The 12,434-nt window shown below is 63.6% G+C and carries 10 protein-coding genes; all 10 read left to right on the top strand.

The genetic code is table 11. The features are described from left to right. Positions 1-755: leucyl/phenylalanyl-tRNA--protein transferase (gene aat / locus AAFP05_RS03605; RefSeq protein ID WP_341728492.1), on the top strand; the 755-nt coding region annotated here is incomplete at its 5' end. A gap of 45 nt (positions 756-800) precedes the next feature. After that, complete coding sequence (locus tag AAFP05_RS03600) at positions 801-1,499, top strand: FadR/GntR family transcriptional regulator (RefSeq protein ID WP_341728491.1); 699 nt, start codon at positions 801-803, stop codon at positions 1,497-1,499. Between the two features lie 101 nt (positions 1,500-1,600). Continuing rightward, a complete protein-coding gene (locus AAFP05_RS03595) occupies positions 1,601-3,034 on the top strand; it encodes a four-carbon acid sugar kinase family protein (RefSeq protein ID WP_341728490.1) in 1,434 nt (477 codons plus the stop codon). A 39-nt stretch (positions 3,035-3,073) separates the two neighbouring features. Continuing rightward, positions 3,074-3,979, top strand: a complete 906-nt coding sequence (locus AAFP05_RS03590; protein WP_341728489.1) for an NAD(P)-dependent oxidoreductase — start codon at positions 3,074-3,076, stop codon at positions 3,977-3,979. 1 nt (position 3,980) lies between these two features. Then, positions 3,981-5,333 (top strand): GntP family transporter, encoded by a 1,353-nt coding sequence (locus tag AAFP05_RS03585; protein WP_341728488.1) that lies wholly within the window; start codon positions 3,981-3,983, stop codon positions 5,331-5,333. Positions 5,334-5,479: 146 nt separating this feature from the next. Beyond that, positions 5,480-6,343 (top strand): DNA-formamidopyrimidine glycosylase family protein, encoded by an 864-nt coding sequence (locus tag AAFP05_RS03580; protein WP_341728487.1) that lies wholly within the window; start codon positions 5,480-5,482, stop codon positions 6,341-6,343. 197 nt (positions 6,344-6,540) lie between these two features. Then, positions 6,541-7,296 carry a hypothetical protein gene (locus tag AAFP05_RS03575; RefSeq protein ID WP_341728486.1) on the top strand — a complete coding sequence of 252 codons (756 nt, stop codon included), beginning with the start codon at positions 6,541-6,543 and terminating at the stop codon, positions 7,294-7,296. Positions 7,297-7,338: 42 nt separating this feature from the next. Further along, complete coding sequence (gene pheA / locus AAFP05_RS03570; RefSeq protein WP_341728485.1) at positions 7,339-8,274, top strand: prephenate dehydratase; 936 nt, start codon at positions 7,339-7,341, stop codon at positions 8,272-8,274. Positions 8,275-9,822: 1,548 nt separating this feature from the next. Next, on the top strand, positions 9,823-11,616 hold the full coding sequence (locus AAFP05_RS03565) for a LuxR C-terminal-related transcriptional regulator (protein WP_341728484.1): 1,794 nt from the start codon (positions 9,823-9,825) through the stop codon (positions 11,614-11,616). Between the two features lie 264 nt (positions 11,617-11,880). Next, a complete protein-coding gene (locus AAFP05_RS03560) occupies positions 11,881-12,294 on the top strand; it encodes a hypothetical protein (protein ID WP_341728483.1) in 414 nt (137 codons plus the stop codon). Positions 12,295-12,434 lie beyond the last annotated feature (140 nt).

The raw sequence follows: 12,434 nt of genomic DNA, 5'->3' as shown, positions 1-12,434 counted from the left end.
CGACAGGTCGCAGAGATGTCGGCACCCGGTGCCAGACTGGAGTCATGCGCATGCAGGTCTTCGGTCCACCCGAAAGCTGGCCGAGCCAGGACTTGATCGCCTTCAGCGACGAGTTCGACCTGCCCATGACCCTGGCCGCCTATTGCTCCGGCGCGTTCCCGATGCCGCTGCACGAGGCCAGCTTCGACGCGCGGATGGGTTGGTGGTCGCCGATGCGCCGCGGGATCATCGATCTGGACGACCTGCGGGTCACTCGCAGCCTGATCAAATCGGCCCGCCGCTTCACGACGACCGTCGATGCGGCCTTCGACGATGTGCTGGCTCGATGCGCCGATCCGAAGCGTCCCTATGGCTGGATCGACGACGACATCCGCGAGGTCTTCACCCAGGCTCATCGCGAGGGCATCGTGCATTCGGTGGAGACCTGGGACGCTTCCGGCCGGTTGGTCGGAGGTCTCTATGGGGTGAGCCTGTGGGGATTGTTCGCGGGGGAATCGATGTTCCACGATCCTGCCGGCGGCAGGGACGCGTCCAAGGTCGCCTTGGCACGGCTGGTCGGCGAGTTGCGCAATCGTCCCGACGGCACCGCCTTGCTCGACGTGCAATGGCTGACGCCGCATCTGGCCAGCCTGGGTGCGAGCGAGATATCGCGGGACGACTACCTCGAACGCCTGGACGTGGCGCTTCAGGCCGCACAGACGGCCTGGTCGGCGCGTCGGCTGCCGGGCGATTGGCAGCTGAATCGCACTGCTTAGCGTCGACGCGATATTCTGTTCGCAGTTGCTCCCGGAGGAGGTCAGGTGGCTCGCGGGAACCTTGTCGACGCGACAGCTGTTGAGCTGATCGACCGCATTCTGGCAGGCGATTTCGGCCAAGGTGCGCTGCCCAATCAAGAGACGCTCGCCCGCGATTGCGGGGTCAGTCGGCTGACCGTGCGCGAAGCGATCAAGGGCCTGGAGCAGCGGGGAATCGTCCGGGTGGAGCACGGCGTGGGTACCTTCGTGGTGCCGACCGGTCATTGGCGCGATATCGACGCGATCGCCAGGCTGCAGCGTTTGGATCCCAAGGGCACCGGGGTGTCGATGCAGTTGATCGAGGTGCGCCGGATGATCGAGATCGGCGCTGCCGAGCTGTGTGCGGTGCGGTGCTCGGATTCGCTGGTGGACGAGTTGCGTTCCCGTGTGCAGCGGATGGAGGCAGCGGCGACGATCGGGGACGTCAACGCGTTCGTCGATGCCGATATCGAGTTCCACGACATCATCCTGGACGGAACGCAGAACCCGTTCGTTGCCGCGATCTTCGATCCGATGCGTCCGACTCTTGAGTTCTCGCGGACGCAGACCTCCGCCGTCCCGCAGATCCGCGAACACGCGATCGGCGAGCATCGCGGTGTGCTGGGCGCCATTGAAGCCCGCGATCCCGAAGCGGCGCGACAAGCGATGACGTCTCATATGGATCAGACCCAGCACGACCTCGAAACCTACGTGCTATCGCGCTGAACCGAAGCTGTGCGGGCATCGGGCAGTCTCTTGCGATTCGTCCTGCGATCCCGTTATGATGCTGGTCATCAGATATCTGATGACCAACTCAAGGGAGAGTCATGCCGATCAGTTTCGAAGCGTTGCTCGCGGGGTACCCACCAACAGCCGAGACCCCAGCGGACGAAGTCGCGGCCGCCGCGGCAACAGATCGCCGGGTCTTCGTCGTCCTCGACGACGATCCCACCGGCACCCAGTCAGTGGCCGACCTGCCGGTGCTCACCGACTGGAGCCCCGAATCCATGGAGTGGGCGCTGACGCAGGATCGTCCGGCAGTCTACGTGATGACCAATTCGCGCAGCCTCGATCCGAACGACGCCGCTCAGCGCAACCGCGAGGTCGCCGCTGCAGCATTCGAGGCGTCTGATCGCACCGGAATCCGAGTCGACTTCGTCTCTCGTTCAGACTCGACGTTGCGCGGGCACTTCCCGCTCGAACCGCGGGTGCTGGCCGAGTGTATCGCCGATCACGACGGCGAGCGCGTCGACGGCATCGTCGTCGTCCCGGCCTTCGGCGATGCCGGACGCATCACCGTCGGCGGCATCCACTACGCCGGAAGCATGGCTGAGGGATTCACGCCCTGCGGTGAGACCGAATTCGCCCGCGACGCCACCTTCGGCTACCACAGTTCGCGGTTGGCTGAGTGGATCGAGGAGAAGAGCGGCGGCGCGATGGCGGCGTCCTGGGTGATCGAGATTCCGCTCGCCGAACTGCGCACCGATCTGGACGCGGTCGTCGCCCGGCTGCGTAGCGCGAGCAACGAACAGCCGATTGCCCCCGACATCGTGGACGAGAACGACCTGCGGCGTCTTTCGCTTGCTCTCCAGCAAGCTGAGGACGCGGGCAGCCGGTTCATCTACCGGGTGGGGCCGCCGTTCGTCCGCGCCCGGATCGGCCAGGAGGTGCATCCGCCGCTGGAGGCCGACGATCTCGCAGCGATCCGCAAGGGCGGACGTGCCGAGAAGTCGGTCGGTGGCCTGATCGTGGTTGGCTCGCATGTGCAGCAGACCACCCGGCAACTCGATGCGCTACGCGCGTTGCGCAAGCCAGTCGAGTTGGAGATCGACGTGCGCACTGTGCTGTCGGATGAGCGCGATTCGCACCTCGACAAGATCGTCGGCCAGGCGGTCTCTCGGCTCGCTGAGGGCAATGTCGTCGTCCGTACCTCACGCACCCTGGTCACCGGTTCGGACGCCGCCGATTCCCTCGCCATCGCTCGGGCCGTCTCCGGCGCCGTGGTCGAAATCGTCCAGCGGGTGCTGGCTGTCTGCCCGCCGCGCTTCGTCATCGCCAAGGGAGGTATCACCTCAAGCGACGTAGCAGCGCGTGGCCTGAGCATGACGCGGGCATTCGTCCGTGGCCCGATGCTGCCGGGCATCGTCTCGTTGTGGGAGCCGGTCGCCGGGCCGGCCCGAGGCATTCCGTACATCGTCTTCGCGGGCAATGTCGGCGATCAGAACTCGCTTGCCGAAGTCGTCGACAAGCTTTCCCGCTAGTTCTCACCAACCATCACCACCCGATCAAAGGAGATCACCATGTCTACATCAGCCCAATCACATACCGTCGCCGTTCTCGGGCTCGGCGCCATGGGCCTGCCGATGGCCGGCTGGCTCGCATCGCAGGGCCTTCCCGTCCGGGCTTTCGATATCGCAGCGGTTCGCCTTGAGCTGGCCCGTGAGGCCGGCGTCGAGGTCTTCGGCTCAGCTGTCGAGGCCGTGGCCGGTGCCCATCTCGTGCTGGTAGCAGTCCGCAACCAGCCTCAGCTCGAAGCGTTGCTGTGGGGCGAGGGTGGTGTCGCGTCCTCGCTCGGCAAAGGATCTGCCATCGTTGTGACCTCGACCGTCGGCATCCGGGCTGTTCAGGATGTCGCCGCCAGGCTCGCCGCCGACGGCCTCGAGCTGATCGACGCCCCGGTGTCGGGTGGCCCGGTTCGCGCCGGCAACGGTGACCTGTTGATGACCGTCGGCGCAACCGACCAGGGCTGGGCGCTGGCCGAGCCGATCATGCAGACGCTCGCGTCCAATCTGGTGCGGATCGGCGATCAGCCGGGCGATGGACAGAAGATGAAGACCGTCAATCAGCTGCTGTGCGGCGTCCATATCGCGGCGGCGGGCGAAGCCTTGGCGCTGGCCGGCAAACTCGGCCTTGACAAGGCAAAGGCCCTGGATGCGCTGATGTCGGGTGCGGCCGCATCGTTCATGCTCGGCGACCGCGGGCAGCGGATGCTGCAGGCTTACGACGAGGATGGTGCCGAGGTCAAGAGCCGCCTCGATATCTTCGTGAAGGACATGGGCATCGTCGCTGATGCCTGCCGCTCAGTACATCTGGCTGCGCCGGTCGCCGCTGCCGCCGAGCAGCTGTATCTGCTTGGCGAGGCCCAAGGCAAGGCCGCGCAGGACGATTCGTCGGTCATCACCGTCGTTGCACCGCAGGAGGGCTGAGATGAGCCAGGGGTATCTGCTCGGCCTCGCGGTCGTTGCGATCGCGGTGCTACTGGTTCTCGTCATAGCCTTCAAGCTCTCGGCGTTCGTGGCATTGCTGCTGGTGTCGATCGGCACGGCCCTTGCCGGCGGACTCGCTCTGGATCAGGTGATTCCGACCCTGACCGGTGGCATGGCCAAGACCCTCGGATCTGTCGCAATCATCGTTGGACTAGGCGCGATGATGGGCAAGATGATCGAGGAGTCGGGCGGTGCTGAACGCCTGGCCGCTGCCTTCACCGGGAAGCTCGGCGTCAAGCGCGTCATCATGGCCGTCACGGCGGCCGCGTTCATCTTGGGTATCCCGGTCTTCTTCGATGTCGGCTTCATCATCTTGGCACCGATCGTCTTCGGATTCGCGAAGGTGGCGGGCATCAACCCGCTGAAGATCGGCCTGCCGGTCGGCATCGCGCTGCTCGCGGTGCACGTGGCGGTACCGCCACATCCCGGTCCGGTCGCAGTAGCCGCGACTCTGGGCGCCGACCTGGGGCTGATGACCATCATCGGTATCGCCTGCGGCATTCCGATGGCCGTGGTGGGCTACTTCGTCTCCCGCAAGATGAAGCTGGACAAGGTCGAGATCGGCGCATCGCCGGCGGCTGCGGCCATGCGTGGCAGCGTCGAGGACATCACGTCGCGTCCGGGTCCCGGCGCCGGGACGGTACTCGCCATCATCTTGATTCCACTGGCACTGATCATGGCAGGCACCACCGGCGCGCTCTTCGTCCCAGCGGGGTCACTGGCGCAGCGTGCGCTGTCACTGGTCGGGGCACCGATCTTCGCGCTGCTGGTCGGCGTGGCATTGGCATACTTCCTGATCGGCTCGAAGGAGAAGTGGGGTCTGGCCAAGCGCAGCTCGGTCCTGGACTCGGCGCTCGACACGGTCGCGATCATCATCTTTGTCACCGGTGCCGGCGGCGTCTTCGCGAACGTGCTGGTCGAGACGGGTGTCGGTGCGGCGCTGTCGGACCTGCTGATCGGAGTGGGGATGCCGGTGCTGCTGATGGGCTACGTCATCGCCTTGGCCTTGCGGGCGGCGCAGGGGTCGGCAACTGTCGCCTTGCTGACCACCGCGGGCTTGATGGTTTCGGCAGTACAAGCGGGCGGTTTCAGCTCGATGCAGGTGGTACTCATCGCGCTAGCCATCGGATTCGGTGGCTTTGGTCTGTCGCACATCAACGATTCTGGCTTCTGGATCGTCACCAAATACCTGGGGCTGTCGGTCGCCGACGGCCTGAAGACCTGGACGCTGCTGACCACGATCTGCAGTCTGGTCGGCTTCGGGGCAGTGTGCTTGCTCTGGTTGATCGCTTGACCTACGGATCCTGACACCCGCGTACCTCCTCGAACCACAGCGGTCGGCGGCCTCGTCCCGTCGGCCGCTGCGTTGCGTGTGGGTATTGGCCGGTGCTGGCTTCTGGGCGAAGATAGCTAGAAAGCCCGGCACGCACAGGAGGCGAGATGCCAGAGTTGCCCCAGGTCGAGGCGTTGCGCGGCTGGTTGGACGCCAGACTGCCAGGTCGAGTGATAGCGGGCATCCAGCTGGTCGACTTCGCCGCCCTCAAGACCTTCAAGCCGCCACTGAGCGCGCTCGTCGGATTGGAGATCGCGGGGGTTGCGCGGCACGGCAAGATGCTCGACATCGATGTCCAGGGCGTTCATCTGGTCGTCCACTTCTCGCGGGCCGCCTGGCTGAGGTGGAAGGATGAGCAGCCGTCCACATCCGCCCGGCCCGGTAGGGGGCCGCTCAGCTTGCGGCTCATACTGGACGACGGCTCCGGCTTCGATCTCACCGAAGCAGGTACCCGGCGCAACCTGGCGATCTGGGTCGCCGACGATCCGCAGCAGATTGGCCAGGTGGCCTCGCTCGGGCCGGATCCGCTCGGTGAGGAGTTCACCCGCGAGGCATTCGATCAGATCATGGACGCCGCAGGCAGGTCTCAGATCAAGGGAGTGTTGCGAGACCAGCGCGTCATCGCCGGTATCGGTAATGCGTACAGCGATGAGATTCTGCATGCGGCGAAGATGAGCCCGTTCACGCCGGCGTCCGCGCTCGATGAGGCAGGTCGGCAGCTGCTCGTTGATCAGATCGAGGCGGTGCTCGCCGACGCGCTGGAGCGCTGCCGGGGTCTACCGCCTGACAAACTGAAAGACGACAAACGCCAGGCGATGAGGGTGCACGGACGTGCCGGTGAGACCTGCGCTGTGTGCGGTACCACGATCGCTCAGGTCAGCTTCGCTGATTCCTCGCTGCAGTACTGCCCGGGTTGCCAGACCGGCGGCAAGCTGCTTGCGGACCGTCGGATGAGTAAGCTGCTGCGCTGATCGCCGGGTGCAGACCGTTACCCAAGATCATCCCGATGAGGACTCGGGGAAGGGAGCCATTCGAGCTCAATGCGGACAAATATGGCCTTGTCATCGCATGGTTCGGAGTATCTACAGTGAACACACAGCATCAGCACTGGTACACCTTACCGGCGGCGGATTGGATCGACTCATCGGAAGAATTCTAGGAGGCGACGATGAGCGACGATGAGTATTGCGGTCTCGGAGTGGTGCTGGACGGTTCCGCGCACGAGGATGCGGCGGCCCGCTGGGCAGCCGGCTGGGCCGAGCAAAGCCATCACCACCTGAGTCTGATCGAGCCGAGCGAACCCGCGTTGCCGCAGACCTCGCACGCTCACCATTACGCGCGCCGGCTCGCCGATGAGCTCCGCTTCACCCATCCGGGTCTGACCGTTCAGCACCGCAAGATGCACGGCGGGCCGGACGCAGCGATGGTGCAGGTCTCACCGCGTTGCACGGCGGTGGCGGTACCGCGTCCCTCGGGCGACCGCCGTTCGGCGAGCGCCAGGCTTGCCGTGCCTCGCTGCCCGCTGGTTGTGGTCTCCGACGATCTGTCTCTCACCCAGACGGTGAGCCTGATCGTCGACCCGCGTCAGGCCAGCTACGCGCCGACCGCGTTCGCTTTCGCCTATGCGGCGAGTTGCGGCAGCGATCTGCAGGCCGTGCTGGTCGGGAGCGAGGCCGAATCGGACCCGGGGGAGCAGGTCCTTGAACGGCTCGCAATCTGCTATCCCTCGGTGTCAGTGGCCACCAGCGTGTTGTCCGGCTGGGGAGGGGTCGCCGATGAGGTCGCAGGCTCCCAGTTGGTCGTCGTGGGCAGTTGGGTGGATAGCCGCGGGCAGCACCGAATCGATCACGGTTTTCTCGTCTCGGACGCGATGGCCGATGTGGATTCGCCGGTGGCGCTGATCGCCCACGAGCAGGCGGCCTGATCCAGGTTTGAGTATTCAGGTGCCCCCGATATCCTGAGCGGCATGCGGGGATTCTTCGGCCCAGAGGGTACGTTCACCCATCAGGCCTTGTTGACGTTGGGGGACGGCCCGGCGGTGGCCTTCCCGACCGTCGCTCGGGCATTGGACGCGGTGCGCAGCGGAGACGTCAGCGCCTCCTTGGTTCCCATCGAGAACTCGATCGAAGGTGGGGTCAGCGCGACCCTCGACTACCTCGCTCTGTTTGACTCGCCGCTGCAGATCGTGAAAGAGGTCGTCATTCCGGTCTCCTTTGATCTGTGCGTGCGCCGGGGGACCAGCTTCGGCGAGATCAAGCGGATCATCAGTCACCCGCATGCGATTGCTCAGGTCCGAGGCTGGTTGGACGCCCAGTTGCCCGAGGCCGTCATCGTCGAACGTGGCTCGACGGCCGGAGCCGCGCAGACCGTCGCAGACCCCGAATCCGGGTTCGATGCGGCCGTCTGCGCCAAGGTGGCCGGCGAGCTCTACGGCCTGGCCAGCCTGGCGTCCAATATCAGTGACAACGACCAGGCCGCGACCCGATTCGTGCTCGTCACGAAGCCTGGGCCCAGCCCCGAACGCACCGGCTATGACAAGACCACGCTGGTCGCCTACATGCGCCAGGATCAGCCCGGTGCCCTGCTCGAGATTTTGCAGCAGCTGGCCTCGCGGGGGGTCAACCTGTGTCGCGTCGAGTCCCGGCCGACCAAGAAGATTCTCGGCGACTACTGCTTCAGCATCGACGCCGAGGGGCACGTCTCGGATGCCCGGCTGGCCGAGGCGTTGATGGGCTTGCATCGAGTCTGCAAGCGGGTGGTCTTCTTGGGCAGCTATCCGCGCGCCGACGGCAAGGAACCCAAGGTTCCATTCGGCGGACGTGATACTGACTACCAGTCGGCGCTGGAGTGGCTGCGGCAGGTCAGCCCCGAGATCCCGAAGCTGCCCTACGACCGTCGCTGAGCGCTCGCAAGGTGGGATAGGGAACCAGGGCCGACACTCAGAAACTCGGTGGCCAAGCTGCGCTCATGGTCTCGCAAATCGTCAATGGTGACACCGTCGAGGTCAACCCAAGGCTAATAACACACCCTACTCACGACTTTGACGCGACCCTGGAATGCACTATCGGCCAGCGCATTCTTGCCGTGACGTCGGGGGATACGGATCGGGGATAAGAAACAACGCACTTGCCAGCCGGTGGCGTCCGCTCATCTAGCCTATTCGCGACAGCCACCTAGGTGTTGGGCGTGGTGGCTTCTTTCGAGAGGAACCCGTTATGTGCAGGCCGCGTCAGGCCCTCTACTCTGCCCCCTTCAACGAGGATTGGGACAATTCCACTCTTGACCTATTGGACGAGGCAGTCGCGGCCACCGGATTGAGACCGCTCGTATTACTTCCGAACGATATCCAGATCGAAGAATATGAGCACCGCTGGGAAGTCAAGTTTGGTGCTGAGGCATGTCGAGCTCTCGAGGCGTTGGGGGAGCCTGGTGCCTGCGCCAGACTCGTGCTCTGTGATTTCGCTCCGTCGGTGTCATCCGGGGACAGCGGACTACTGCCGGCGTTGAATGCGGTGCTGGCCGAAGGCTGGCCGAAAGATTCTGCACTCGTCGTCTGCATTCCGCAGACAGTTCCTTCGTGCTCGTGCTCTGCTGGAGATCCGCATTTCTGGTCGTTGACGGGGATCCCTGCGTTCGCTGCAGACGATCCGCAAATAGTCCAAATTGATGAATGCGGCCTGTCATTTCCGCGCCGGCCTGAGACCCCTGAGCGATGCCATTAGGCCCTTCTACTGCCTGTGATGCGGTGGCAGAAGAAGGAAGACGGATTCCGGGGGTGAGACGATTGGGAACCGAAGAGGGGAGAATTCCCAGCACCTGCGGCGAGCGTGAACGAACAGCCCGGCCCTGGTTCCAGCAGTTGCCAATTCAACGACCGCGATTCGCCAAATTGTGGGACGACCTTCCTTCGCTCACCATACTCGCGACAACGCCGGGCTGGGGAAAGACAACCTGGATGAGACAATGCGCAGACCATCTCGCGCCCGAGAAGGCGACGTGGGTGCGCAGTGTCGTCGAACTCCGGAGAATGCATGCAGAATGTGACAGTCAACCGGAGAATGGATTGCTCTTTATCGACGGGCTCGAAGCAGATCTCAGCGTCGACCCAATGCTATGGGACCTAGTTCTGGGCCTCGCGGCAAATACGGGCAATCGCATTGTGGTGTCGTGTTACGACGTACCATCGCGAGTGCGCGCAGAGGCTCTCGTGCTCGACGAACGTAATCTGGCCTTCGACGATCGCGCGAGAATTGCGCTCCTCGAGCTTCTCCACGCTGGAAATCTTGGCCTCGACATGTTCGTATTTCCCGAAAGTATGAGAGGCTGTCCGTGGATCATTGGGCGTGATCTCTCGAGATTCCACCGGGGGGCTGATGATCGCTCGTGGATTGCGAGTGAACTCGACCCCGATTCACTGTTCTACAAGGATCTTCGTGCAAGAACCGAATTCTTGCAGTCAGGAATCGGACGCGCGCTCATAGCCGTGGGTGGGCTACCGAAGTTCACCGAGGCGCTGCTTGGCGCGGTCGACCCTGATGCCGAAGGCACGGACTTCTTTGCTCGTATGTCAGCCTGGCCGATCTTTGAGATGGCCGTCGATGACGAGTTTGGCGAGGATGCCCTTGAGTGGACGCCGGCGGCGTGGAGAACGATGAGTGTCGTCTGCTTTGCCGAGGAACACCAGGACGCGCTCAGAGCCGGGCTACGCGCTGAGAGAGATCGAGAGTCAGTGATCGGAGAGGTCAGATCACTGCTGCTTCTCGGGCGCTACGCCGAGGCGGAAGAAATAGCAGAACACGAATTGCGTAGGCTACTGATGTTTGCCTCTCACCGGCTTGTCGCGACGGGTGCACCCGAAGTAAGCGATCCCGTGCGGTATCCTGCCCTGGCTTTGCTTCACGTCGAACTGCATACTCGGGACCAAGGCAATTCGGAGGCAATGAAATCGATCGCGATCTCCGCGGCGAGATCACTCGCCGGGCGGACCTCCCCCAGCTTGCTCGGCGAGCTGGAGCGATCCGCGACGGTTTCGTTCGGGGCCGTTTCCGGGGGCGATCGAGTACTTGCGGGGCGTTTCCTCGCTCATTTTCTCGAGTTGACAGATGCTCTCTACCGGGCTCAAGCCACCTTGAGCGTCCGTGATCGCAGACGCGTGACCGGCCAGCTCTATCTCGCCTACTGGGCAGCGACCCAGCTTGACCGTCACGAAGTCGCGGGAGCGCTGGTCAATCTGATGGCTGAGATCGGCGCTGCCTCTGATCGGCTGGCGCTGCAGGGGCGCATCTGCGCCAGGACCGAGGCCGATCTGGCAGGAACCACGTCAATGGCGGGATCTCGGCCACCGAAAGCCAGCGATCCGATGAGCTACGCGGTCGCCTTCCGCGATATCGAAGACGGGGACGACATGACTGCGATCTCGCGACTACGTGTCGTCATGAACCACCCCAACCCTCCACCGTCCCGCTCGGTGACCGATGGGCTGGTGCTTGTGGTACGTGCCATCTGCGCCCCCGATGAGCTGCCCGTTTCGGATGTGGATGCCTGCCTGGATCGTAGTCGTGCGCTGTGGGGAGGCGTGGCCAGCAGCTTCGTCAGCTGGGGCGCCATGGTGGCGTATGCCACTTTGGGCGCAGAGAGCAAGGCCCGCTCCTGTAACGAACAGCTGGAAGCAGACGACGTCTTCACCGGTCTTGGCCATGTGATCTGGCACCAGTGGCAAGGCGATCACGAGGCGGCCGTTGCCGCCATAGATACCCTACTTGAGCGACCACTCATGCCTCGTTTCGAGGTCATGGCTCTGGTGCTGCAAGCGGCCTCCTTCCACTGTCGCGAGGAGACCAAGGTAGCCGTGAGGACGCTTCAGATAGCTTGGCAGCTTCATCGAGCGCCGAGGCTCTTGCGGTTCGCCTTCCGATTCATCCCGGCTGATGTCGCTGCCGAGCTGATTTCAGCGGCTGCCGAGGTTCCCGGAGAACTAGCCGACGTTCTCGGCGCATCCCTGGGAGACCCGCGGTACGTGAAGTGGACGAAACGACCATCCCTGACCCCCAGCGAGCTCGAGATCCTCGGTCTGCTCCGCCGGGGTTTGTCGAACGCGGAGATCGCGGCGCAGCGATACGTTGTTGTCGGAACCCTGCGCAATCAACTCAAGTCCATCTATCGCAAACTTCATGTGGCGAACCGTCACGAGGCGGTCGAGGCCGCTTACCGGCTTGGTGTCTTTACGCGAGCAAAAGGCGAATAAAGCTTGACAAATAGCGTCTTCGAGTTGGTTCGCAGATCGTATATTTAATGGTGATCATGGTGCTGGTTGGGTGACGGTATGTGCCGGCCTTCGGCTTGCCCCACCGGTCATATCTACTGGATAGCAGCCCGGTGATTATCCCGGTTTTCGTTGCTTAAATCCGCGAGGGACAAGCAGGGGGGCCAGGTTTTGCCCGATCGTCAACCTTTCGAATTGTGTGTTTCTAGTGTGTGGATCACCTTAACCAAGAAAGGAGCAGGAACCATGCGTAAACCTGCTATCGCCATCGCCGCAGCCGCGTCCGTTTTTGCCCTGGCCGCCGCCGGTGCGGCCAGCCTGACTTTCACCGACACTTCCTTCGTCCCGGAGCAGAGTATCCTCACTGCACAGTGCCAGGGAGCGACAGAACTCAGTGCCGATGTCGACGTCAGTGACCCGGACGGCCTCGTCAACGACGTAACGCTCGGATCCATCGCGGCAGCGTGTGAAGGCCAGTACGTCCTCGTCGAACTGCTCGGTACCGCCGATGCGGTCCTCGACACGAGCAATGCCGTTGAGGTCGATACTGTGGACGCCTCAGACCCCACGGGGATACAGACCATCGACATGGTCGCCGCAGATGTGCCCTCGGAAGACGTGCTCGGCATCCGCGTCACCATCGCCGACACGATTTCCTGAGCGCTCGTCGACTTGGTCGCATGCCGGCCGGCAGTCCCGGCCCGCATGCGACCGAGCTTTCTGCGGTGACGATCGATGCCTGAGACTCGTGATCAGCGTGCCCGGAAGAACCTGGGCTCCGCTGCGGTGCTGCTGGCACT

It is taken from the genome of Brooklawnia sp. (assembly GCF_032229645.1).
GTDB lineage: Bacteria > Actinomycetota > Actinomycetes > Propionibacteriales > Propionibacteriaceae > Brooklawnia.
Note: the sequence above shows the minus strand (reverse complement) of the source record. Positions and strands in the feature narration are given on the sequence as shown.